The organism is Streptomyces sp. 5-10 (genome assembly GCF_014712245.1).
Taxonomy (GTDB): domain Bacteria; phylum Actinomycetota; class Actinomycetes; order Streptomycetales; family Streptomycetaceae; genus Streptomyces; species Streptomyces violaceusniger.
The window spans coordinates 410651-435385 of record NZ_JACVYG010000002.1; the positions used below are offsets into that span (position 1 = coordinate 410651).

Genomic DNA, 24735 nt, shown 5'->3' on the forward strand with positions numbered 1-24735 from the left:
ATCGGCATACGGTCAGGGGTCCCCCCAGTCCGTTGCCCTCCTGCCAGGAGCCCACCCCGTGCCCTCTGCCGGAATCGCCCCACGCCGGGTCGTACAGCTGACGGCGCTGCTCGCGATGCTCGTGTTCTTCGCCACACAGCTCGTCGGCGCCGTGCTTCCGAACGTACCGCTTTTCATCGCCGCCTCGGCGTGCGGTCTCGCGCTCGATCTCTTCCTGCAGCACAAGCAGCCCGGTCTGCTGTCGCTGCTGGGGAAGATCCGCCTCGACGTCACGGTGCGCCAGCTGTTCCGCGACATGCTCATCATGGTCGGGCTGCTGCGCATCGAGGGCATCAATCCCCTGCACGAGCAGGCGCCCCTGACCGTGGGGCTGCTGCTCTTCTACCTGGTGCACTTCGCGTGCCAGGCGGCGGCCATACTGGTCCGCCGGAGCCGCCAGCTGCCGTTCGTGACGCGCAACATCGACGCGTCCGGGCTGCGCCTGAGCGAGGCCCCGCCGCGGCTGTTCGCCCGCCAGCACGGGCGCCGTCTGCTGCGGCTGGCCGCGCCGGTCACCGCCGGTCTGCTGGTCACCGCCGCCACCAAGAACGCCGTCTGGGGCGGCGTCGGCCTGACCATCGCGTTGCTGATCGGCATCGGCGGCACGGCCCACCTCGCCACCTGGCTGCTGCCGCGCAAGCGCGTGGCGAACGAGGCCACGGCCCTGCGCTGGCTGGACCAGTGGCTGGCCGACTACCAGCCGACCGTGGGCATGTACTTCTCCGGCGGCAACTCCTCGGCGTACCAGGCGAACATGTGGCTCTCCACGCTCGCCGCGCTCGACGGCAAGCCGATCATCGTGCTCCGTGAGCGGTTCATGGTGCAGAAGGTGGAGGCGACGGACGTGCCGATCGTCTGCCTCCCCAAGGTCGCGCATCTGATGCGTCTTGAGCACTCGACGCTCAAGGTGCTGCTGCACCCGGCGAACTCCGGCAAGACCTCGCAGGTGCTGCGCATCCCCTCGATCAAGCACGCGTTCATCAACCACGGCGAGAGCGACAAGCTCTCCAGCTGCAACCCGTACGCCAAGGCGTACGACGAGGTGTGGGTCGCGGGCCCGGCGGCGCGCGAGCGCTACCAGCTCGCCGACATCGGCGTCGAGGACAAGGACGTCGTGGAGGTCGGCCGGCCGCAGCTGGCCCCCATCCGCCCCTACGCGGGCGTGCCCACCGGTGAGTTGACGACGGTGCTGTACGCGCCGACCTGGGAGGGCTGGGACGGGAACCCCGGCAACACCTCGGTGATCCTGGCCGGTGAGAACATCGTCCGCGAGCTGCTCGCCGACCCCAAGGTGCGCCTGCTGTACAAGCCGCACCCGATGACCGGCTCCGTGGACCCGCGCGCGGGCCGCGCCAACGACCGCATCAAGGCGATGATCGCCGAGGCGAACACCAAGCGCGGCGGCGCCCGCCCCGGCCCGGAGGCCGCCGCCGAGCTGGCCCGGTGCGCCGATGAGCTCAACCGGCTCACCAGCACCTCCTTCCGCCCCAGCGCGGACGAGACCGAGCGCATGAAGCTCCAGGGGGCCCCGGAGGGCGACCGCGCGGCGGCCGTGGCCGCGGCGACGGCCGCCTGGGAGAGCGCCTACTGGGCCTCGCTGCCGGCCTGGGAGCACCAGATCATCACCGGCCCGCGTCCGGCGATCTTCACCTGCTTCAACCAGGCCGACGTGCTGATCAGCGATGTCTCCAGCGTGGTCTCGGACTACCTGACGAGCGAGAAGCCGTACGCGGTGGCGAACACCAGCGGGATGACGGAGGAGGAGTTCCGGGCGGGCTTCCCGACCGTGCGCGCCGCCACGATCCTCACGCCGGAGGCCGCGGGCGTGGCCGGACTGCTGGAAGCGGTCCGCGACCCCGAGAAGGACACCCTCGCGGGCGCCCGCGCCGAGCTGAAGGTGCATCTGCTCGGCCCGTCCGACCCGCCGTCGCTGGTGCGCTTCAACCAGGCCACGCAGGCCCTGTGCCGCAAGGCCGACGAGCGCCGGGCCCGGATGGCCACCCGGCTCACCGACGAGATCCCCTCGCAGCGCGAGGCCCGGGACGCGGCGGAGGAGATGGAACTGGAGTCCGGCTCGCCGGAGTCGGAGGAGACCGCGACGGTCTGACGTCCCAGGGCCCGAGCCGACGGCGGGCACCGACAGCGTGACGAAGGGCCCGGGAGATCCCTCCCGGGCCCTTCGTCACGCATGCTGCCCGCCGGGCGGCGCCGAGAAGCCCGCTCAGAGCCCGCGCAGGGGCCCCGGACCGGACACGGCGCCCCCACACCCCCAAGAGCGCCCGCTACGGCCGTGCGGCCCTCAGAACGGCTTGAACGTGTCGAACTCCTGGTCCGCCTCGTCCCGCTCGGCATCCCGGTCGCGCCGCCGCTGCGCGGCCGGGCGCGGGGCGTCGAAGCGGTGGTCCTCGCCACGGCGGCCCAGCATCTCCGCGCCGGTCGCGAGGCTCGGCTCCCAGTCGAAGACGACCGCGTCGTCCTCGGGGCCGATGACGACCTCGTCGCCCGAGTGGGCGCCCGCCTTCATCAGCTCCTCCTCGACGCCGAGACGGGCCAGGCGGTCGGCGAGGTAGCCCACGGCCTCGTCGTTGGCGAAGTCGGTCTGGCGCACCCAGCGTTCGGGCTTCTCGCCCAGCACGCGGTAGAAACCCTCCTCGGCGACGACCGTGAAGCCCGCGTCGTCCACGGCCTTCGGCCGGATGACGATCCGGGTCGCCTCCTCCTTCGGCTTCGCCTCCCGCGCCTCCGCGACGATCTTCGCCAGGGCGAAGGACAGCTCCTTGAGGCCGAGATGGGCGACCGCCGAGACCTCGAAGACCTGGTAGCCGCGGGCCTCCAGATCGGGCCGGATGATGTCGGCCAGGTCCTTGCCGTCGGGGATGTCGACCTTGTTGAGCACCACGACCCGCGGCCGGTCGTCCAGACCGCCGTACTGGGCCAGCTCCGCCTCGATGACATCGAGGTCGGTCAGCGGATCGCGCTCGGACTCCAGCGCCGCGGTGTCCAGCACGTGCACCAGCACCGAACAGCGCTCGACATGGCGCAGGAACTCCAGGCCGAGGCCCTTGCCCTGGCTGGCGCCGGGGATCAGGCCGGGCACGTCGGCGATGGTGTAGACGGTCGAACCGGCCGTGACCACACCGAGGTTGGGCACCAGCGTGGTGAACGGATAGTCGGCGATCTTCGGCTTGGCCGCCGAAAGCACCGAGATCAGCGATGACTTGCCGGCGCTCGGGTAACCGACGAGGGCCACGTCCGCGACGGTCTTCAGCTCCAGGATGACGTCCCCGGAGTGCCCCGGCTCGCCCAGCAGCGCGAAGCCGGGGGCCTTGCGGCGGGCCGAGGCGAGCGCCGCGTTGCCGAGGCCGCCGCGGCCGCCCTGGGCGGCGATGTAGGTGGTGCCCTGCCCGATCAGATCGGCCAGGACATTGCCCCGCTTGTCGAGGACGACGGTGCCGTCCGGGACCGGCAGGACCAGGTCGGTGCCGTCCTTGCCGGAGCGGTTGCCGCCCTCGCCCGGCTTGCCGTTGGTGGCCTTGCGGTGGGGGCTGTGGTGGTAGTCGAGCAGGGTGGTGACGGACTGGTCCACGACCAGGATCACATCGCCGCCCCGGCCGCCGTTGCCACCGTCCGGCCCTCCGAGCGGCTTGAACTTCTCGCGGTGCACGGAGGCGCAGCCGTGGCCTCCGTTACCCGCGGCGACGTGCAGTTCGACGCGGTCCACGAAGGTGGTCATGACGGGTGCCTCCAGTTACATACGGGTTCGGGGGTGTTCTGATGTGCCTCACGCTCGTAACGCGCCGAGGGCGGACCCGCTTCCCGTCACGGGAAGAGCGGTCCGCCCTCGGAAAAGGCTGTGCGATGTCGCCCGGGCTGATTACTCAGCGACCGGAACGATGTTCACGACCTTGCGGCCACGGCTGGTGCCGAACTGCACCGCACCGGCGGCCAGCGCGAACAGCGTGTCATCGCCGCCGCGGCCGACACCCGTGCCCGGGTGGAAGTGCGTGCCGCGCTGGCGGACCAGGATCTCACCCGCGTTGACGACCTGGCCGCCGAAGCGCTTGACGCCGAGCCGCTGGGCGTTGGAGTCGCGACCGTTCCGAGTGGACGATGCGCCCTTCTTGTGTGCCATCTCTCCTCAGTCCCTTACTTCGCAGCCGAGTCGATGCCGGTGATCTTCAGCGCGGTGTGCAGCTGGCGGTGGCCGATCCGCTTCCGGTAACCGGTCTTGTTCTTGTACTTCAGGATGTCGATCTTGCCACCCTTGTGGTGGTCGACGACCTCGGCGTGAACCTTCACACCGGCCAGGACCCACGGGTCGCTGGTGACGGCATCGCCGTCGACAACGAGCAGAGTGGAAAGCTCGACGGTGTCGCCGACCTTGTTGGCGGCCAGACGGTCGACCTCGATGACATCGCCCACGGCCACCTTCTGCTGGCGGCCGCCGGTGCGCACGATTGCGTACACGCGGTTCTCACTCTCTCGCTAGAAAACGGGACCTCTGATGCCAGCCGCCCAACACGGCCCACGAGGGTCGTGACAACCGAGTGATCATGCGATTCACCATCGGCCGAACGGCCTCTTCCGGCGAAGCGGAAGGGATGTGCTCAGGGGTTTGGCGTACAGACGCCGAGGGTCAAGGCTACCAGAGCCTCGAAGGGCGCCTGCGCGGGTGCGCGGGCGCCCCTCGGGGGCCGGGTGCCGTCAGTCGTCGGCGGCGGCCGAGACCGACTGCGGAGTCTGCTGCTCCGCCGCCGCGGTCTTCTTCGCCGCCGTCTTCTTGGCGGTCGTCTTCTTGGCCGTGGTCTTCTTGGCGGCCGTCTTCTTCGCCGCCGTCTTCTTCTCGGCGGTCTTCTTGGCCGCCGCCTTCTTGGCGGGGGCCTTCTTGGCCGTCTTACGGGCTGTCTTCTTCGCCGGTGCCGCGGTCTCGGCCTCGCCCTCGCCCTCGGCGGACGCGATCTCGGGCGCCGCCTCCGGCTCGGGCTTCGACTCGGACTCAGGCTTCGACTCCCGGTCCGACTCCGGCTCCGGCTCCGGCTCCGCGGAAGACCCACTCACGACCACCACGGCCGCCTCCTCGGAGCCCGTCGGCGAGCCCGCGGGGGCGCTCACCTTACGGGTCACACGGCGGCGCGTACGCGGCGCGGGAACGCCCTCGAGCGGGGCCGGCTCCTCGGTGGGCGCGGCGGCGGGGGCCCGGACGGCTGCCTCCGGCTCCGCCGGGGCCGCCTCCCTCGGCTCGTCGGCCACCACGACCACCACGCCCTCGGGCTCCTTGGCGGCCTTAGGGGCGCCCGCCGGGGCGGACACCTTACGGGTGGCACGGCGGCGCGTACGCCCACGGGTCGCGGCGGCCTCGGCCTCCGCGGCGCTGCTGTACAGCTCCTCGTCGGCCGCGAAGACCGGCTCGGGCAGCGGCTTGGGCTGGGTGGCCTCCGCCGCGATCTCGGCCGCCGCCTCCGTGACGTCCTCGGCCTCGGCCTCGGCCTCGGCCTCGGCTTCAGCCTCCGCCTCGGCCGCCGCGGCCCGCTCCTGCTGCTGCGCGGCACCGGCAGCGGACTTCTTCTTCTTGCGCTTGCCGCCACCGCCGCCGGCGGACGACGCCTGGTCCATGTGGACGATCACGCCGCGGCCGTTGCAGTGCACACAGGACTCGGAGAAGGACTCCAGCAGCCCCTGGCCGACCCGCTTACGGGTCATCTGGACCAGGCCGAGCGAGGTGACCTCCGCCACCTGGTGCTTCGTACGGTCCCGGCCCAGGCACTCCAGCAGCCGCCGCAGCACCAGGTCGCGGTTGGACTCCAGCACCATGTCGATGAAGTCGATCACGATGATGCCGCCGAGGTCGCGCAGCCGCAGCTGGCGCACGATCTCCTCGGCCGCCTCCAGGTTGTTCCTGGTGACCGTCTCCTCGAGGTTGCCGCCCTGACCGGTGAACTTGCCGGTGTTGACGTCGATGACGACCATCGCCTCGGTCCGGTCGATCACCAGTGAACCGCCGCTGGGCAGCCAGACCTTGCGGTCCAGCGCCTTCATCAGCTGCTCGTCGATCCGGTAGGTGGCGAAGACGTCGACGTCCGAGGTCCACTTCTGGAGCCGGTCCGCGAGGTCGGGCGCCACGTGCGAGACATAGCCGTGGATGGTCTCCCAGGCGTCGTCACCGCTGACGATGACCTTGGAGAAGTCCTCGTTGAAGATGTCGCGGACGACCCGGACGGTCATGTCGGGCTCGCCGTAGAGCAGCGACGGGGCGCCACCGCTCTTCGCCTTCTTCTTGATCTCCTCCCACTGCGCCTGCAGCCGGGCGACGTCGCGGGACAGCTCCTCCTCGCTCGCCCCCTCGGCGGCGGTGCGGACGATCACGCCCGCGTCCTCGGGGACGATCTTCTTGAGGATCTGCTTCAGCCGGGCCCGCTCGGTGTCGGGCAGCTTGCGGCTGATGCCCGTCATGGAGCCCTCGGGCACGTACACCAGGTAGCGGCCGGGCAGGGAGACCTGGCTGGTCAGCCGGGCGCCCTTGTGGCCGATCGGGTCCTTGGTGACCTGCACCAGCACGGACTGGCCGGACTTCAGGGCGGTCTCGATGCGGCGCGGCCCATTGGCGAGCCCCAGCGCCTCGAAGTTCACCTCGCCCGCGTACAGCACGGCGTTGCGGCCCTTGCCGATGTCGACGAAGGCGGCCTCCATGGACGGCAGCACGTTCTGGACCTTGCCCAGGTAGACGTTGCCGACGTAGCTGGTGGCCTGCTCCTTGTTGACGAAGTGCTCGACGAGGACGTTGTCCTCCAGCACCCCGATCTGGGTGCGGTCGCCGTTCTGCCGGACGACCATGACCCGCTCGACCGCCTCGCGGCGGGCCAGGAACTCGGCCTCGGTGATGATCGGCACGCGGCGGCGGCCCTGCTCACGGCCCTCGCGACGGCGCTGCTTCTTGGCCTCCAGACGCGTCGACCCCTTGATCGACTGCACCTCGTCGGCGCTGGACTCGGCTTCCTTGCCGCGCCGCTCACGGGGCTCACGGACCTTGACGACCGTGCGCTCCGGGTCGTCACCGGCCGCCTCGGGCTCGACGGCGTCGCCACTGCGACGGCGACGGCGACGGCGACGACGGCTGCTGCTGGAGCCGCCGGGCTCACCGGCCTCGGCGCCCGGCTCGTCCCGGCCCTCGCCCTGCTCCTCGGCGCCCTCGCCCTCGGCGGCCGACTCGTCCTCGTGCTCACCGGTCTCGGAGCGCCCCTCGGCACCCTCGGCCTCGGCGGTCTCGCCCCGGCGGCGACGCCGTCCGCCCCGGCGGCGGCGACGGGCCGGACGGTCGCCCGACTCCTCCTCGCCGGGCTCGCCCTCGGGCTGACCGGCCTCGGCCTCGGTCTCGGTCTCCTCGGCGGCCTCGGGCTCCTCGGCCTCCGGCTGCTCCTCGGCGGGCGCGGCGCCACGGCGGCGGCGCCGGCGGCGGCCGACGGGCGCCTCGGGCTCGACGGTCTCGGCCGTCGGCTGCTCCTCGTCCTCCTCCTCGGGCTCCTCCAGCGCGGCGGCGGCCTCGGCGGCCGCGCTCTCCGGCGTCTGGAAGACCGGCTCGGTGAAGACGGGCGCCTGGAACACGGCCGTCGGCGGGCGGACCGCCCGGCGCCGCGAACGGGGCGCGGGCTCCGGCTCGGACGCGGCCTCGGCGGCCGGAGTCTCGGCCTCGGCGGCCCGCGGCTCCTGAGCGCCGCTCGGCTCCTCGGCGGCGGGGGCGGTGCTCCGGGTGGCACGGCGGCGGGTGCGGGTGCGCGGCGCGTCGTCCTCGGCCCGCGTACCGGCGGTCTCCTCGGCGCTCTCGCCGCGCTGCTCGGCGGCGGGCTCCTCAGCGGCCTCATCGGCCTCCGCGGGCGCTCCGGCGGGGGCGGTGGCCTTACGGGTCGCACGGCGACGGGTACGAGCGGGGGCCGGGGGCACGGTCTCCGCCTCGGCCTCCACAGCCGCCGCGGCCTCCTCGGCCTCCTCCGGCGCCACGACCTCCGCGGCCTCCGCCTCCGCCGGGGCACCGGCCGAAGCGGTCGCCTTACGGGCCGCACGACGGCGGGTACGGGTACGCGGGGCCTCGTCGGCCGGGGCATCGGCTGCGACTGCGGCTGGGGCCGTGGCCTCGTCGCCACTGCCACCAGCGGCCGCCGCAGACGACGCGTCCGCGTCGGCGGCCTCCGCCTGGGGCGCGCCCGCGGGGGCGGTGGCCTTACGGGTCGCACGACGACGGGTACGGGCGGGGGCCGGGGGCACGGTCTCGGCCTCGGCCTCCACAGCCGCAGCGGCCTCCTCGGTCTCTTCGGCTTCCTCCGCCGCCTCCGGCTCGTTCGGCGCCACGACCTCGGCGGCCTCCGCCTCCGCGGGGGCACCGGCCGGAGCGGTCGCCTTACGGGTCGCACGACGACGCGTACGAGCGGGCGGCGTGGCCTCGGAAGCGGTCTCCACCACGGGCTCCGCGACAGGCTCGGCGGCGGCCCCGGTCTCCTCGCCGCCACGCCCGGCGTCGGCCGGGACCACGGTCTCCGCGGCCTCCGGCGAGCCCGCCGGGGCGGTCGCCTTGCGGGCGACCCGGCGCCGCGGACGGGCGGGCGGAGCGGTGGATTCGGTGTCGGGCCCGGATACGGATCCGCTCGCGGTGGCCATGGCCGCACCGGCGGCGACGGGCTCGGAAGCGGCCTCGGCGGCGACGGCACCGGTCCGCTCAGCGGCTATGGCCGGTACCGAGGACGTGGTGACCTCGGCCTCGCCCACCGCGCCGGACGGCGGACCGGCCGGGCGGGAGGCCGCGCGGCGGCGGCGCGGCGGCAGCGTGTCGCTGGGTGTGTTCTCGATGGATTCCCCGGGCACCGCGGCACGCGGCGCGGATGATCCGAGGGACTGGACAGGTTGGGTCGGCTCAATAGGTTCGAGCATGCGGGCGTTTCTCCCGTCACGCTCCCGGGCGCCGCGCCTGCTTCCGGCCGGCCACCCGCGCACTGTGCGCGGGTGCCGCCGTCCGGGGCGCGGGCGCCGCACGGGAGCTGTCGTCTCGCTCGCCGGGACCGGATCTGTCGGGACCGGCGAAAGTCTTCTGGTCAGTGCGCCAGCCGGACCCGGGTGGCTCCCAAGTGCATCGGCGGCGCATCGACGGCGGCCCTACGCGGAACCTTCCGGCGCCATCGCGGCGGTCAGCTTGGCGGCCGTGGATGGAGCGGCCTGAGCTGCCTCGCGATCGGGCGCGAGCGGGTCGGTCACCGTGCCGGACTCCTCATCGAGCAGCCCCTGCGCCAGCCTGGTCACCGCTGCGGGGACCGGCGGCGCCAGGTCGGCCGTAGCGCGGAGACCGGACAGGACGTCGTCGGGTCGCACGGCAGGTGTCAGATGCCGTACCACCAGCCGCAGTATCGCACAGCAACCGTCGCCGGGCCTATCGGCCCGAGCCGGAAGCGTCTCCAGCCGGGCCACCGCGGCACGGGCGTCGAAGGTTCGCAACCCGTTTTTCGTTCGGCGTTCCACCTCGACCGTGTCGGCCTCCAGGAAGGCCGCGACGGCCCGCTCGGCGTCCGCCGGGTCGACCCGGTCGAGCCGGATCTCCCATACGGACGCCTGCAGCCGGTCGGCGAGCCCCGAGGTGCCGGCCTCCACGGACTCGATCACATCGAGACCCGCGGGCAGCGACTCGTCGAGGACCGCCCGCAGCTTTTCGGGGTCGCGCGCCTCGGTCAGCTGGATCTCCAGGTACTCCGCCTCGCTGCCGGTGCCGGTGGGTGCGGCATTGGCGTAGGACACCTTCGGATGCGGGGTGAAGCCCGCCGAGTACGCCATCGGCACCTCGGCGCGGCGCAGCGCCCGCTCGAAGGCGCGCTGGAAGTCGCGGTGGCTGGTGAACCGGAGGCGGCCGCGCTTGGTGTAACGCAAACGGATGCGCTGCACCGCGGGTGCGGGCGGCGGGCCTTCGGGCTGTCGCTTGCCCAGGGGACTGTCTCCTTGTACTTGCTTGCGGTCGAACACCAGGGCCACGCGGGCCCCGGTGTCTTCCAGCCTACTTTGTGGGTGTCACGGGCGGCCCGGTGACGGAGGGCCACCGGACCGCTACGTCACCGTCCGACCGCCACGTCACCGCCGGACGGCTACCTCACTGCCGGACGGCCGTCACCGCCGGTCGGCTACTTCACCGACAGCGGCAGCAGCTTCCGGCCGGTGGGGCCGACCTGGATCTCGGTCTGCATCTGCGGGCAGACGCCGCAGTCGAAGCAGGGGGTCCAGCGGCAGTCGTCGACCTCGGTCTCGTCGAGGGAGTCCTGCCAGTCCTCCCACAGCCAGTCCTTGTCGAGGCCCGAGTCGAGGTGGTCCCAGGGCAGGACCTCCTCGTAGGTGCGCTCGCGCGTGGTGTACCAGTCGACGTCGAGGCCGAAGTCGGGCAGGGTCCGCTCGGCGCACTCCATCCACCGGTCGTAGCTGAAGTGCTCGCGCCAGCCGTCGAAGCGGCCGCCGTCCTGGTAGACGGCGCGGATGACCGCGCCCACCCGGCGGTCGCCGCGCGAGAGCAGGCCCTCGACGATGCCGGGCTTGCCGTCGTGGTAGCGGAAGCCGATCGAGCGGCCGTACTTCTTGTCGCCGCGGATCTTCTCGCGCAGCTTCTCCAGCCGGGCGTCGGTCTCCTCGGCGCTCAACTGCGGGGCCCACTGGAAGGGGGTGTGCGGCTTGGGGACGAAGCCGCCGATCGAGACCGTGCAGCGGATGTCGTTCTTGCCGGACACCTCGCGGCCCTTGGCGATGACCTTGGTGGCCATGTCGGCGATCTGGAGCACGTCGTCGTCGGTCTCGGTGGGCAGACCGCACATGAAGTACAGCTTCACCTGCCGCCAGCCGTTGCCGTACGCGGTGGCCACCGTACGGATGAGGTCCTCTTCCGAGACCATCTTGTTGATGACCTTACGGATGCGCTCACTGCCGCCCTCGGGGGCGAAGGTGAGGCCCGAGCGGCGCCCGTTGCGGGTCAGCTCGTTGGCGAGGTCGATGTTGAAGGCGTCCACCCGGGTCGACGGGAGGGACAGGCCGATCTTGTCCTCCTCGTACCGGTCGGCGAGGCCCTTGGCGATGTCGCCGATCTCGGTGTGGTCGGCGGAGGACAGCGACAGCAGGCCGACCTCCTCGAAACCGGTGGCCTTCAGCCCCTTGTCGACCATCTCGCCGATCCCGGTGATCGACCGCTCGCGCACCGGGCGGGTGATCATGCCCGCCTGGCAGAACCGGCAGCCCCGGGTGCAGCCGCGGAAGATCTCCACCGACATCCGCTCATGGACGGTCTCGGCCAGCGGCACCAGCGGCTGCTTGGGGTAGGGCCACTCGTCGAGGTCCATGACGGTGTGCTTGGACACCCGCCACGGCACGCCGGAGCGGTTCGGCACCACGCGCGAGATCCGCCCGTCGGCCAGGTACTCCACGTCGTAGAACTTCGGGACGTAGACGCCGCCGGTGCGGGCGAGACGGAAGAGCAGCTCATCGCGGCCGCCCGGACGGCCCTCGGCCTTCCAGTCCCGGATGATCCCGGTCATGTCGAGCACGGCCTGCTCACCGTCGCCGATCACCGCGCAGTCGATGAAGTCGGCGATCGGCTCGGGGTTGAACGCGGCGTGACCGCCCGCGACCACCACGGGGTGGTCCTCGGTGCGGTCCACGGCGTCCAGGGGGATGCCGGCGAGGTCCAGCGCGGTGAGCAGGTTGGTGTACCCCAGCTCGGTGGAGAAGGACACGCCGAGGAAGTCGAACGCGGACACCGGGCGGTGCGCGTCCACGGTGAACTGCGGCACCTTGTGCTCGCGCATCAGCTCCTCGAGGTCCGGCCACACGCTGTAGGTGCGCTCGGCGAGCACGCCCTCACGCTCGTTGAGGACCTCGTAGAGGATCATGACGCCCTGGTTGGGGAGCCCGACCTCGTAGGCGTCCGGGTACATGAGCGCCCAGCGGACGTCGCACGCCTCCCACGCCTTGACGGTGGAGTTCAGCTCACCGCCGACGTACTGGATCGGCTTCTGCACATGGGGGAGCAGGGCCTCGAGCTGTGGGAAGACCGACTCGACAGACATCAGTAACCTTCGTGCGCCGACAGGGGTGACCCTCAAGCCTAACGCGACCGGAGCCACCCCTCGCACGGCCATAGGATCACCCCGCAGATCGCGGGGCCGACGGAGCCCAACGGACATCGCACGAGCCTCAGTCAGGACCACCCCCGCGTGAGCGGGGAAAGCCGTGCACCCGTACCAACGATCGACAGCCCGTTCGGTCACACCTCCAGGTCCGCCCGGTGCTTCTCGCGCGAGACCTCGGCCCACAGGTCCGGCAGCTCACGCTCGCGGGCGGCCGCCCGCTCCTCCTCCCTGCCGTACAGCAGCCCGAAGGTGAAGTCGCTCTCCCCCGCCACATGGGCCTGGGTGGCCAGCTGCCGCAGCGCCTCGCGCGCGACGACGCTGTCCTGGTGGTCGCCGAGCACGTCCTGCACGTCCTGCATGCGGCGGGCGAACCGCTTGGCGGACTTGCCGAGCGCGGGCCGGGCCGTCTCGGCGGCGTAGCGGACGCGCTTGGCGGCCTTGCGGGCCTGGTGGATGGCGATGTCGCGGTCCGGCCCCGGGGGCGTCTCCAGGGCGGTGGCCATACGGCCCGCCAGCCGCTCGTAGTCGCGCAGCACGGCCTTGGCGACCACCGGTGCGGCCGGCTTCGCGGCGTCGCGGCGCAGCGGCGGATCGGCCACCAGGGCGTCGAGGGTGTCCAGGAGCGTCAGGTAGCGCTCGCTGTCCAGCGCGCCCAGGACGGTGGCGCGGGCGCCGTCGCGCCGCCCGTGCGACCAGTGGTGCAGCCGTTCCCGCACCGGGCCGCGCCGGAGCTCCTCCGGCAGTTCGGCGAGACGGCCCTCCAGCCGCTCGGTGAGCACCTCACGGTCGCGTTCCACGCCCAGCTCACCGGCCAGCCACTTCAGCTCGTCGCCGATCGGATCGGTCACCGAACGGTCCAGTACCTTGCGGTAGGAGCGGAACGCGCTGCGCAGCCGGCGGGTGGCGACCCGCATCCGGTGCACCGCGTCCGGCACGTCCCCGCGCACGGCCGGGTCGAGCCGCACCAGGGCGTCGACCTGACGGCGTATGTAGTCCAGGACGACATCGTCGGCGCCCAGCGGCCGCCGGGGCTCCGACGCGGCCCGTGCGACCTGACGGGCGGTCTTCGCGGGCTTGCCGGGCTTGGCAGGCTTGGCGGGCTTGCCGGGCCCGCCCGCGCCGCTCCCGGCCGCGACCGCGGCCTTCTCCGTCTCGGCCAGGGCCTTGGCGAGCTTGGAGGGGGTGTCGGCGCGGTGCAGACCGCCGTCGCGCAGCCGCACCTCGACCGCGTCGAGCAGCCGCTGATCGTGGCCCCGGCCCTCGGCGAGCTCGACCTCGACCTCGGTCCACCGGACCGGCCGGCTCTCCTCTGGCCCCAGCCGCCGGGCCGTCACGCGGTCGACGGACACCTCGGCGAGCACGGTGCCGTCGGCGTCCACCAGATCCTTGCGGTCCCGCTCGGTGCGCAGATGGGCGAGCGGGCGCAGCGGGTCGTGGCGGACCCGCGAGCGCAGCAGCGCGGCCATCTCGGCGGGCACCTCGTCGCCCAGCGGCGCCCGCAGCTCCTCCCGGGTGTCCGGGCCGACGGGCAGCTTCAGATGCCAGCCCTCGTCATCGCCGCCGGTGCGGTGGCGCAGGGTGATGGCGTCGGCCAGCAGCCGCCGCCCGGGGGTGTCGTAGTAGGTGGCCTCCAGGGTGGCGACGCCCCGGCTCACCACGGTCGCGACCGGCCCCGCTCCGGTCAGTTCGGGCAGGCCCGGCAGGTCGGGCCGCCCGGACGGGCCGGCTTCCTCGGCGGTGGCCTCGTACTTGCGTTCTATCTCCTGCTTCGTGTCCACCATGTGAGTCACGTACCCAAACTCGGGCTTATCAGCCCCAAGCGGAGACGCGACGCCCCAAGCGGAGACGCGACGCCAAGTGGATGGGCGCCCTTATGCGGACACGGGCCTCTGCACCCGGATGGACTGGAGCAGCCCGATCGCGATCCATACGGCGAACATCGAGGATCCGCCGTAGGAGACGAACGGCAGCGGCAGACCGGCCACCGGCATGATGCCCAGCGTCATCCCGATGTTCTCGAACGACTGGAAGGCGAACCAGGCGATGATCCCGGCCGCGACGACGGTCCCGTACAGCTCCGTGGTGTCGCGCGCGATCCGGCAGGCGCGCCACAGCACGACCCCCAGCAGCACGATGATCAGGCCCGCGCCGAGGAAGCCGAGCTCCTCCCCCGCGACCGTGAAGACGAAGTCGGTCTGCTGCTCGGGGACGAACTGACCGGTGGTCTGGGTGCCGTGGAAGAGCCCCTTGCCGGTGAGCCCGCCCGAGCCGATCGCGATGCGCGCCTGGTTGGTGTTGTAGCCGACGCCGGCCGGGTCGAGCGCGGGGTTGGCGAAGGCCGCGAAGCGGTCGATCTGGTACTGGTCGAGGACGTGCAGCTGCCAGACGAGCAGCGCGCCCACCACGGCCGTGAGGATGAGCCCCGCGATCCAGCGGTTGGACGCGCCGGAGGCGAGCAGCACGGCGAGCACGATCATCGCCATGACCATCACCGAGCCGAGGTCCGGCATCAGCAGCACGATCGCGATGGGCAGCGCGGCCAGGCCGAGCGCCTGGACGACGGTGCGGTGGTCGGGGTTGAGCCGGTCGCCCGCGTCCACGCGCGCGGCCAGCAGCATCGCCATCCCCAGGATGATCGTGATCTTGGCGAACTCACCCGGTTGCAGGGAGAATCCGCCGCCGATCACGATCCACGCGTGGGCGCCGTTGATCGTCGAGCCCAGCGGGGTGAGCACGGCGAGGACGAGGATGACGGACAGCCCGTAGAGGACCGGGACCGCGCCGCGCAGGGTGCGATGGCCCAGCCAGATGGTGCCGATGGCGAGCAGCAGCCCGATGCCGGTGTTGAGGGCGTGCCGGACCAGGAAGTAGTACGGGTCGCCCTGGTTGAGCTCGGTGCGGTTGCGGGTGGCGGAGTAGACGAGCGCCCCGCCGATCGCGGACAGGGCCAGCGCGGTGAGCAGCAGCACCCAGTCGAGGCGGCGGACGACCGAGTCGCGCGCCATGAGCTTGCTCCAGGCGCCGCGCTCCGGGGTGAAGCGGCGGACGGAGTACCCATGCGTGGACGCGCTCATGAATCAGCTCCCCGCCGCCGCTCCCGCGACGCCGCCTCGAACTGCTTGCCGAGCGGCTGGGCCTCGATGGAGCCGTCCGACGAGATCTTCGGCAGGTTGGCCTGCGGCTGGGGCAGCAGCGCCTTCTTCTTGTCGATGCCGCCCTTGGCGTCGACCCCGTACAGCGCGTTGTAGATCTTGCGCACGGCGGGGCCGGAGGCGCCCGAGCCGGTGCCGCCCTGGGAGATCGTCATGACGACCGTGTAGTCCTTGGTGTACGTGGCGAACCACGAGGTGGTCTGCTTGCCGTAGACCTCCGCGGTACCGGTCTTGGCGTGCATCGGGATCTTGCTCTGCGGCCAGCCCTGGAACCGCCAGGCGGCGGTGCCCCGGGTGGCCACGCCCGCGAGCGCGCTGTCGATCTTCTTGTGCAGTGCGGCGCTGATCGGCAGCTTGCCGTGCGACTTCGGCTTGATCTCCTGGATGTCCTTGCCGTCGGGGCTGACGATCGCCTTGCCGACGGTCGGGTCGTGGAGCGTTCCGCCGTTGCTGATGGCCGCGTAGATGGTGGCCATCTGGATCGGGGTGACGAGGGTGTCGCCCTGGCCGATGGAGTAGTTCACGGAGTCACCGGCGCGCATCTTCATGCCCTCGAGGCAGTTCTCGTAGGCGATCCGCTCGCCGTAGGACCCGTCCTTCTTGCCGCTCTTGCACCAGGCGTCCTTGTTGGCCTTCCAGTAGTCCTTCTTCCACTGGCGGTCCGGGATCCGGCCGGTGACCTCGTTGGGCAGGTCGATCCCGGTCTCCTTACCGAGGCCGAACTGGTGCGCCGTCTTGTAGAACCAGTCCCCCGGCTTCTTCTTGGGCTTGTTGCCGCCGTCCTTCTTCCACTCGTCGTAGGCGATCCGGTAGAAGACGGTGTCGCAGGAGACCTCCAGCGCGCGGCCGAGGCTGATCCCGCCGTAGTTCTCGGACTCGAAGTTCTTGAAGACCTGGCTGCCGATGTTGAACGAGCTGGTGCAGGCGTAGGGGCCGTTGAAGTCGTAGCCGGCGTTGACCGCGGCGGTCGTCGGGATCACCTTGAAGATCGAGCCGGGGGCCGCCTGGCCCTGGATCGCCCGGTTGAGCAGCGGGTAGTTGGACTTCTTGCCGGTGAGCCGCTTGTAGTCCTTGCCGGAGATGCCGCCGACCCAGGCGTTGGGGTCGTACGTCGGGTTGGAGGCCATGGCCACCACCCGGCCGGTCTTGGCCTCCATGACCACGACCGCGCCGGAGTCCGCCTTGTAGTTGGTGCCGGTGTTCCGGTCGTGCTGCTTGCGGGCGTCCCGCATCGCCTGGTCCAGCTCCTTCTCCGCGACCGCCTGGACCCGCGAGTCGATGCTGGTGACGACGTTGGCGCCGGGGCGGGCCTTCTGGCTCTCCCGCTGGCCGATGACCCGGCCGAGGTTGTCGACCTCGTAGCGGGTCACCCCCGCCTTGCCGCGCAGCTCGCTGTCGTACTGGCGCTCGAGGCCGTTGCTGCCGACCTGGTCGGAGCGGAGCAGCGGCGACTTGGTGTGCTCGGCCGCCTTCACCTGCTCATCGGTGACCGGGGAGAGATAGCCGAGCACCTGGGCGGCGTTGGAGCCGGCGGGCGCGGCGTAGCGGCGCACGGCGGTGGGCTCGGCGCTGATGCCGGGGAAGTCCTCTTCGCGCTCGCGGATCTGGAGCGCCTGCTTGGCGCTGGCCTCGTCGGTGATCGGGATGGGCTGGTACGGGGAGCCGTTCCAGCAGGGCTGCGGGGTCTTGGCGTCGCACAGCCGGACCTTGTCCAGGACGTCCTTGGGCTTCATGCCCAGGACGTCGGCGAGACGGGTGAGGACGGCCTTGCCGTCGTCCGGCATCTTCATCAGCTCGGTCCGGCTGGCGGAGACCACCAGACGGGTCTCGTTGTCGGCCAGCGGCACCCCGCGGGCGTCCAGTATGGAACCGCGCACGGCGGGGTGGACGACCTGCTGGACGTGGTTGTTGGCGGCTTCGGCGGTGTACTCGTCGCCGTTGCGGATCTGCAGGTACCACAGGCGTCCGCCGAGGGTCAGCAGCAGCGAGAAGACCAGGATCTGGAGGCCGACGAGCCGGATGGTGACCCGGGGGGTCCGTCCGGTCTCAGGAATATTACTCATGGCATCCCCTGAGGGCGGCGGCGGGCGACGGGAGGGCGACGGGCGACGGGAGGGCGGCGGGAGACGGGAGGGCGACGGGCGACGGGAGGGCGTTGCTCACAGGCGCTTGACCCCCTTGATGCGTGCCGTCCTGTTCTTCCCGGTGCGGGCCAGCAGCCCGCCGCGCTGGCTGCCGATCCGGGCCGCCCGGCCCGGGCGCCTGAGCCGGCTCATCCGGCCGATCCGGCCGGTGCTGACGCCGCCCGCCGTGCTGATCCAGCGGGACGGGCTCTCACCGCCGCCGCCCGCGCTGTCGGCCATCGGATCGTTCTCACTCCGTCTGGCGAGCCCCATGATCAGCGGCACCGTGAAGGGGGCCAGCAGCAGGTCGTAGAGGGCCGCGGTGAACAGCAGCTTGCCCAGGCCCACCTGACGGGCCGCGTCGTCGCCGACGAGGATGCCGACCCCGGCGTACAGCAGCGTGGCGCCGATGGCCGCCGCCACGACCACCAGCATCGGCCCGGTGGCCGACCTGAGCTGGCCGGTCTCCGGCTTGGCGAGCCCGGCCAGATAGCCGATGACGCAGAGCACCAGGGCATAGCGGCCCGCGGCGTGGTCGGCGGGCGGGGCGAAGTCGGCGAGCAGCCCCGCGCCGAAGCCGATGAGCGCGCCACCGGTGTGGCCGTAGACGAGCGCGAGGCCGAGCACGACGAGCAGCAGCAGGTCCGGCACGGCGCCGGGCAGTTGGAGGCGGGCCAGTACGCAGATCTGGACGACGAGGGCGAAGACCACCAGGCAGGTCGACAGGATGATCCGGTTGAGGTGCAGCATCGGTCAGCTCCTGTTGGCGGCCGGGCTGGTGGCGGTGGCGGAGGGGTTGGCCGTGACGGTGACCGTGGGCGTCGGCTTGGGCTTCGCGGGCTTGGGCGGGAGCACGCTGTCCCGCGGGTTGACGCGCGGCGGCTGGACGACGACCCCGACGATGTCCAGCTTGCTGAACCGGACGTACGGGCGCACCTGGAGCGTGCGGGTCAGGTCGCCCCCGGTGGGGTCGACGCGGACGACCTTGCCGACCGGGACGCCGGGGACGAACGGCTTGTCCGCCTGGGAGCCGAAGGTGACCATCCGGTCGCCCTTCTTGATCCGGGCCTTGCCGTTGAGGAGCTGCACATGGAGCGAGCGGTCGCCGCGCCCGGTGGCGAAACCGAGCTCGCCCGATCCCTCCATACGGGTGCCGACGGTGAAGTCCGGGTCGATGGCGAGCAGCACGGTGGCCGTCGAGGAGCCGACGGTGGTGACCCGGCCGACCAGCCCGTCGCCGTTGATGACGGTCATGTCGCGGCGGATGCCGTCGCTGCTGCCCATGTCGATGGTGACGGTCCAGGAGAAGCCCTGGGCGGCGCCGATGCCGATGACCTGGGCGCCCTTGATGCCGTACTGACCGGCCCCGGCGGTCTTCAGCAGCTTGTCGAGCTCGGCGGAGCGGGCGCGGTCGCGGGCGTTGTTGCCCAGCCGCTGCTTGAGCTTGGTGTTCTCCTCCTCCAGCCGGCGGACCCGGTCGTGCCGGTCACCGGATTCCCGTACCGCGGCGACCGCGTTGCCGACCGGGTCCACGGCGGACGCGACGCCGTCCTCCACGGGCCCGAAGACGGAAGCGGCGGCGTGCCGGGCGCCGTCGAGGGGTGAGTCCTCGCCGCCGCGGATATCCACCGTGATCAGCGCGAACGCGATGGCGACCAGCAGCACCAGGAGCAGCCGGCTCTCTCGTGTGTCCCTCACGTGCGGCGACGTGCCTTCCTCGTCGAAGTCGGACCGGTGCCGGGGATGAAAGAGACCGGTCGGTCCTGGGGAGCCTTATGCCTGTATATCAGCGTTCCGCCGCACGGGCAGCCAACCACCCGCACGGCCGGTCCGCCGCGTTGTCATCTGCGGGGCTGGGCGTCCAGCACCTGCTGGAGCGCCTCGAACTCCTCCACGCACTTGCCGGACCCGAGTGCGACGGAGTCCAGCGGGTCCTCGGCGATGTGGATCGGCATCCCGGTCTCGCGGCGCAGCCGCTCGTCCAGGCCGCGCAGCAGCGCACCGCCGCCGGTGAGCACGATGCCGCGGTCCATGACGTCGCCGGAGAGCTCCGGGGGGCACTTGTCGAGGGTGGTCTTGACCGCGTCGACGATCGAGTTGACCGGCTCCTCCATGGCCTTGCGGACCTCGGCGGCGGAGATCACCACGGTCTTGGGGAGGCCGCTGACGAGGTCACGGCCGCGGATCTCGGTGTGCTCCTCCTCGTCGCCCTCGTACGCCGAGCCGATGGTGATCTTGATGTTCTCGGCGGTGCGCTCGCCGAGCAGGAGGCTGTACTCCTTCTTGATGTGCTGGATGATCGCGTTGTCCAGCTCATCGCCGGCCACCCGGATGGACTGCGCGGTGACGATGCCGCCCAGCGAGATGACGGCGACCTCGGTGGTGCCACCGCCGATGTCCACGACCATGTTGCCGGTGGCCTCGTGGACCGGAAGGCCGGAGCCGATGGCCGCGGCCATGGGCTCCTCGATGATGTGCACCTGACGGGCGCCCGCCTGGGTGGACGCCTCGATGACGGCACGACGCTCGACGCCGGTGATACCGGACGGCACACAGACGACCACTCGGGGCCGGGCGAGATAGCGTCGCTTGTGAATCTTCAGGATGAAGTACCGCAACATCCGCTCGGTGATCTCGAAGTCGGCGATAACGCCGTCCTTGAGCGGACGCACAGCGACGATGTTGCCAGGGGTGCGGCCGATCATCTTCTTCGCCTCGGCGCCCACGGCGAGAATTCCGCCGGTGTTGGTGTTGATGGCGACGACGGATGGCTCGTTGAGGACGATCCCGCGGCCCCTGACGTACACCAGCGTGTTGGCGGTCCCGAGGTCGACAGCCATGTCACGGCCGATGAACGACATGTTGTTCCCCATGAGGATACGTCAGGCCTTCCCTGCTGGAGCGATTGCTTGCTTGAGGTCGGCAGGATGGGTGTGCGCTGCGAGGCGCGGAGGCTTCATCGTAGTCACGCCCGCTCGAACACGCTGCGGGGGTCCTCCGCCATTGTCAGCAGAACACGACCCCGCCTCCTCTAATGGTGACGTCGTGTCGCGGAGATGCGTTCCCCCGATCGGCTCGCATATGCCGAAGGGCGGCCGGGTAATTCGACCGCCCCCAGGTCAGCAGGGGTGTGGCAAGCTGATGATCAAACTGATGGCCGATCAGTCACGATCGGATCGGGATCAGGCGAGCCCGGGAAAGAAAATCTTGATTTCCCGTTCGGCGGACTCCGCCGAGTCGGAGGCATGGATCAGATTTTCCCGAACGATGGTGCCGAAATCGCCACGGATGGAGCCCGGCGCCGCGGCGATCGGGTCGGTCGGCCCGGCCAGCGCCCGGACGCCCTCGATCACCCGCTCGCCCTCGACCACCAGCGCCACGGCCGGACCGGAGGCCATGAACTCCACCAGCGGCTCGTAGAACGGCTTGCCGACATGCTCGGCGTAGTGCTGCTCCAGGACCTCACGGTCCAGCTGACGCAGCTCGAGGGCGCTGATCGTCCAGCCCGCCTTCTTCTCGATCCGCCCCAGAATCTCGCCCACCAGTCCGCGTCGGACGGCGTCGGGCTTGAGCAGGACGAGCGTGCGCTGGCTCACGGTGCGGGCTCCTTTGGGAAAAGACATGCGGTGGGGGTGTGAGGCAGAGGCTACATGGGGGAACGAGCGCCACGTCACGCAGTGTCAGGTGAGGCGGCCGAGGACGCGGCGAACCGCGCCTTGGCCTCGTCGACCTTGCGGCCGAAGTGGACCGAGGCCCACCACAGCGCGGCGAAGACCGCCCCCAGGAAGAACATGGTGGGCACCACGAAACCGCTCAGCACCAGGCCGATCTGCAGGGCCCAGCCGATCTGCACCGCACCCGGACGGCTCAGCAGCCCGCACAGCAGCACACACAGCCCCATGGCGATCCCGCTGACCGTCCAGACGGTGCCCGTGGACAGCCCGGACGTCTTCATCGCGACCAGCCCGGCGAAGCCGATCACGAAGAACTCGCCGATGAGGGTGGAAGCGCACAGCGTTCGCATATCAGCCCTTTCCCAGGAGGAGCCGGGCCTCGCCGACCGTGATCACCGACCCGGTCACCAGAACGCCCGCTCCCGCGTATTCACCCTCTTCCTCCGCCAGGGTGATGGCGGCCTCCAGCGCGTCGTCCAGCCGCGGCTCGACCTGGACCCGGTCGGAGCCGAAGACCTCGACGGCGATCGCGGCCAGCTCGTCCGGGTCCATGGCGCGGTGGCTGGAATTGCCGGTCACCACGACCTCGGCGAAGATCGGCTCGAAGGCTTCCAGCAGACCGCGCACGTCCTTGCCGGTGCTCCCCCCGACCACGCCGATCAGCCGGCTGAAGTCGAAGGACTCGGTGACCGCCTCGGCGGCGGCACGGGCGCCCGCGGGGTTGTGCGCGGCGTCCAGCACCACGGTGGGGCTGCGGCGCACGACCTCCATCCGGCCGGGCGAGGTCACGGAGGCGAAGGCGGAGCGGATGGTGTCGATGTCGAGCGGCCGGGCGTGCTGGGAGCCGATGCCGAAGAACGCCTCCACGGCCGCCAGCGCCATCGCCGCGTTGTGTGCCTGGTGGGCGCCGTGCAGCGGGAGGAAGACATCGGTGTACTCCCCGCCGAGGCCGCGCAGGGTCAGCAGCTGACCGCCGACCGCCACCTCCCGGGACAGCACACCGAACTCCATGCCCTCACGGGCGACCGTGGCATCCACCTCGACCGCGCGCTTGAGCACCACCGAGGCGGCCTCCACCGGCTGCTGCGCGAGCACCACGGTGGCGTCCTGCTTCACTATGCCGGCCTTCTCGACGGCGATCTGCTCCGGAGTGGTGCCGAGCCGGTCGGTGTGGTCCAGCGAGATCGGCATGATCACCGCGACACCCGCGTCGATCACATTGGTGGCGTCCCAGGAGCCGCCCATGCCGACCTCGACCACCGCGATGTCCACGGGCGCGTCCGCGAAGGCCGCGTACGCCATGCCGGTGAGCACCTCGAAGAAGGACAGCCGGTGCTCCTGCTGGGCGTCGACCATCTCGATGTACGGCCGGATGTCCTCGTACGTCTCGATGAACCGCTCGGCGGAGATCGGCGCCCCGTCCAGGCTGATCCGCTCGGTGATCGACTGGACGTGGGGGCTGGTGTAGCGGCCGGTGCGCAGCTCGAAGGCGCCCAGCAGCGACTCGATCATGCGGGCGGTGCTGGTCTTGCCGTTCGTACCGGTGATGTGGATCGAGGGATAGGCCCGCTGCGGCGAGCCGAGGATGTCCATCAGCGACTCGATCCGCACCAGCGACGGGTCCAGCTTGGTCTCCGGCCAGCGCCCGGCCAGCTCGCCCTCCACCTCGCGCAGGGCACGGTCCACCTCGGGGTCGGCCGGGCGGGCGGGGACGCCGTCCCCCTGCGGCGGCCCGGACTGCGCACGCAGCGTCCGGCTCCCGGCCTCGATCACCGCCAGATCGGGGTCACGGTCGGTCTCGGCTCCGACGATCTCTTCGAACTCGTCGGACTCGTTCTGGGGACGCTCCTCGCTCACGCCGACCAGTCTACGAGGGAGGGGTGACAACCCGGCCCAGCGCCATCCGCCCGGTCACGAGCCGGTATCAGCGAGCGCCGCCTTCATCATCGACTTGGCGATCGGCCCCGCCAGGCCGCCGCCGGAGATGTCGGCGCGGGCCGCGTCGCTGTCCTCGACCACCACCGCGACCGCGACCTTGTGGCCGCCGCCGGCGTCCGCGTAACTGATGAACCAGGCGTACGGATTGGCGCTGTTGTTCTCACCGTGCTGGGCGGTGCCGGTCTTGCCGCCCACCGTCACCCCGGGGATCTTCGCGTTGGTCCCGGTGCCCTGGTCCACGACCGTCCGCATCGCGGACTGCAGCTCGGACGCGGTGTGCCGGGACATCGCCTGGCTGTAGGTCTTGTCCTGGTGGCGGTCCAGGGCGGACGCGCTGCCGTCCGTGGTGCGGTCGACCTCGTACGGGGTCATCAGCTTGCCGTCGTTCGCGATGGCCGAGGAGACCATCGCCATCTGCAGCGGAGTGGCCGTCACATCGAACTGCCCCATACCGGTCAGGGCCGTCTGCGAGTCGTCCATCCCGCTCGGGTAGGTGCTCTTCGCGGCGCGTACCGGGATGTCCAGCTCGCCATTGTCGAAGCCCAGCTTCTTGGCCTCCGCCGCCACCTTGGACTGGCCCAGGTCCACGGCCATCTTCGCGAAGACCGTGTTGCACGAGTACTGCAGGGCGGTGCGTATCGTCGCGTTCTCACAGGGCGCCGACCTGTTCTCGTTGTGCATATCGGTGACCGTGCCCGGCAGCCGGTACGGATCCGGGCTCTTGGTCGGCTCGTCCACCGACGAGTACAGCCCGTTCTCCAGCGCCGCTGCGGCGACCAGCACCTTGAAGGTCGAGCCCGGCGGGTACGTCTGGCGCAGCGCGCGGTTCAGCATCGGCTGCTTGTCGTCCTTCTGGAGCGCGGTCCACGCCTTCTGGTCCCCCGTGGAGGAGCCCGCGAAGGTGCCGGGGTCGTACGAGGGCGTGCTGGCCAGGCCCAGGACGGCGCCAGTGGTGGGGTCGATCGCCACGGCCGCGCCGGTCTTGTTCCCCAGCCCCTCGTAGGCGGCCTTCTGCACGGCCGGGTTGATCGTGGTGACCACGTCGCCGGGCTTGGACCGCTCCCGCGTCACCGCCTCGAGCGGGTTCTTCAGCCGGCTGTCGGAGCCGTCGAGCACCTGCCGCTCCAGGGCCTCCAGCTGGGTGCTGCCGTAGGACTGGGAGGCATAGCCGGTGATCGGCGCCCAGAGCTTCCCGTCCGGGTAGGTGCGCTTGTACTTCAGGTCGCCCTTGGTGGCGGCCGAGCCGGTGACCGGCTTGCCGCCGGCGATGATGTCGCCCAGCGGCCCGGCGTACTCGGAGATGGCCACCCGGGCGTTGCGCGGGTTCTCCCGGAGACTGTCCCCTCTCGCCAACTGCACATAGGTGACCCAGGCGAGCAGGGCCAGCACGAGCAGCAGCGAGAAAACGGATGCCCTTCTCAGCGGCTTGTTCATGGAGGGGGAGCTCCTTCCGGGACGTACGGCCGGATAACTCCCCGAAGGCAGTGTTTGGTTCCCGGTGGGGCATTGCTGTGAGGGGCCTGTGGGGCGCCTGTGAGGCTTCTCCAGGCCGCCTGTGAGCCTTCTCCAGGCCGCCTGTGAGCCTTCTCCAGGCCGCCTGTGAGGCTTCTCCGGGGCGTCTGTGGCACATCGCACACACCTCGCACACAAGCGCCCCCGCCGGAATCCGCGGATT

17 protein-coding genes are annotated in these 24735 nt (G+C 71.2%); 1 reads left to right on the forward strand and 16 read right to left on the reverse strand.

Annotated elements, in window-relative coordinates:
* The first annotated feature begins 58 nt into the window (after window positions 1–58).
* Entirely contained in the window at window positions 59–2146 is a 2088-nt protein-coding gene (locus IEJ02_RS04230) for a CDP-glycerol glycerophosphotransferase family protein (protein WP_191063406.1), read from the forward strand.
* Window positions 2147–2338: 192 nt separating this feature from the next.
* Here the strand turns inward: IEJ02_RS04230 and obgE are convergent, their stop codons facing one another.
* The 16 genes from obgE to IEJ02_RS04310 all read right to left on the reverse strand — a co-directional run bounded on the left by obgE (window position 2339) and on the right by IEJ02_RS04310 (window position 24494).
* Window positions 2339–3772 carry a GTPase ObgE gene (gene obgE, locus IEJ02_RS04235; protein WP_191063407.1) on the reverse strand — a complete coding sequence of 478 codons (1434 nt, stop codon included), beginning with the start codon at window positions 3770–3772 and terminating at the stop codon, window positions 2339–2341.
* A gap of 141 nt (window positions 3773–3913) precedes the next feature.
* Window positions 3914–4171, reverse strand: a complete 258-nt coding sequence (gene rpmA, locus IEJ02_RS04240; RefSeq protein WP_020871349.1) for a 50S ribosomal protein L27 — start codon at window positions 4169–4171, stop codon at window positions 3914–3916.
* Window positions 4172–4185: 14 nt separating this feature from the next.
* Complete coding sequence (gene rplU / locus IEJ02_RS04245) at window positions 4186–4506, reverse strand: 50S ribosomal protein L21 (protein WP_191063408.1); 321 nt, start codon at window positions 4504–4506, stop codon at window positions 4186–4188.
* A gap of 237 nt (window positions 4507–4743) precedes the next feature.
* A complete protein-coding gene (locus IEJ02_RS04250; RefSeq protein WP_191063409.1) occupies window positions 4744–8955 on the reverse strand; it encodes an Rne/Rng family ribonuclease in 4212 nt (1403 codons plus the stop codon).
* Between the two features lie 222 nt (window positions 8956–9177).
* Window positions 9178–9954 carry a TIGR03936 family radical SAM-associated protein gene (locus tag IEJ02_RS04255; protein WP_191063478.1) on the reverse strand — a complete coding sequence of 259 codons (777 nt, stop codon included), beginning with the start codon at window positions 9952–9954 and terminating at the stop codon, window positions 9178–9180.
* 233 nt (window positions 9955–10187) lie between these two features.
* Window positions 10188–12110 carry a TIGR03960 family B12-binding radical SAM protein gene (locus IEJ02_RS04260; RefSeq protein ID WP_191063410.1) on the reverse strand — a complete coding sequence of 641 codons (1923 nt, stop codon included), beginning with the start codon at window positions 12108–12110 and terminating at the stop codon, window positions 10188–10190.
* A gap of 197 nt (window positions 12111–12307) precedes the next feature.
* Window positions 12308–13954 carry a CYTH and CHAD domain-containing protein gene (locus IEJ02_RS04265; protein WP_191063411.1) on the reverse strand — a complete coding sequence of 549 codons (1647 nt, stop codon included), beginning with the start codon at window positions 13952–13954 and terminating at the stop codon, window positions 12308–12310.
* A gap of 90 nt (window positions 13955–14044) precedes the next feature.
* Entirely contained in the window at window positions 14045–15247 is a 1203-nt protein-coding gene (gene rodA / locus IEJ02_RS04270; protein ID WP_137977949.1) for a rod shape-determining protein RodA, read from the reverse strand.
* Complete coding sequence (gene mrdA, locus IEJ02_RS04275) at window positions 15244–17388, reverse strand: penicillin-binding protein 2 (RefSeq protein WP_191063412.1); 2145 nt, start codon at window positions 17386–17388, stop codon at window positions 15244–15246. The genes rodA and mrdA overlap by 4 nt, the downstream gene beginning before the upstream one ends.
* Before the next feature lie 96 nt (window positions 17389–17484).
* Window positions 17485–18195: a rod shape-determining protein MreD gene (gene mreD / locus IEJ02_RS04280; protein ID WP_191063479.1), complete on the reverse strand. Its 711-nt coding sequence runs from the start codon at window positions 18193–18195 to the stop codon at window positions 17485–17487.
* A gap of 6 nt (window positions 18196–18201) precedes the next feature.
* Complete coding sequence (gene mreC, locus IEJ02_RS04285) at window positions 18202–19146, reverse strand: rod shape-determining protein MreC (protein ID WP_191063413.1); 945 nt, start codon at window positions 19144–19146, stop codon at window positions 18202–18204.
* Window positions 19147–19289: 143 nt separating this feature from the next.
* Entirely contained in the window at window positions 19290–20309 is a 1020-nt protein-coding gene (locus IEJ02_RS04290; RefSeq protein ID WP_037946248.1) for a rod shape-determining protein, read from the reverse strand.
* Window positions 20310–20630: 321 nt separating this feature from the next.
* Window positions 20631–21044 (reverse strand): nucleoside-diphosphate kinase, encoded by a 414-nt coding sequence (gene ndk, locus IEJ02_RS04295; RefSeq protein WP_137977951.1) that lies wholly within the window; start codon window positions 21042–21044, stop codon window positions 20631–20633.
* A 74-nt stretch (window positions 21045–21118) separates the two neighbouring features.
* A complete protein-coding gene (locus IEJ02_RS04300; protein WP_037945949.1) occupies window positions 21119–21472 on the reverse strand; it encodes a DUF4233 domain-containing protein in 354 nt (117 codons plus the stop codon).
* Window position 21473: 1 nt separating this feature from the next.
* Entirely contained in the window at window positions 21474–22979 is a 1506-nt protein-coding gene (folC, locus tag IEJ02_RS04305; RefSeq protein WP_191063414.1) for a bifunctional tetrahydrofolate synthase/dihydrofolate synthase, read from the reverse strand.
* Between the two features lie 54 nt (window positions 22980–23033).
* Window positions 23034–24494 (reverse strand): peptidoglycan D,D-transpeptidase FtsI family protein, encoded by a 1461-nt coding sequence (locus IEJ02_RS04310; RefSeq protein ID WP_191063415.1) that lies wholly within the window; start codon window positions 24492–24494, stop codon window positions 23034–23036.
* Window positions 24495–24735: the final 241 nt, after the last annotated feature.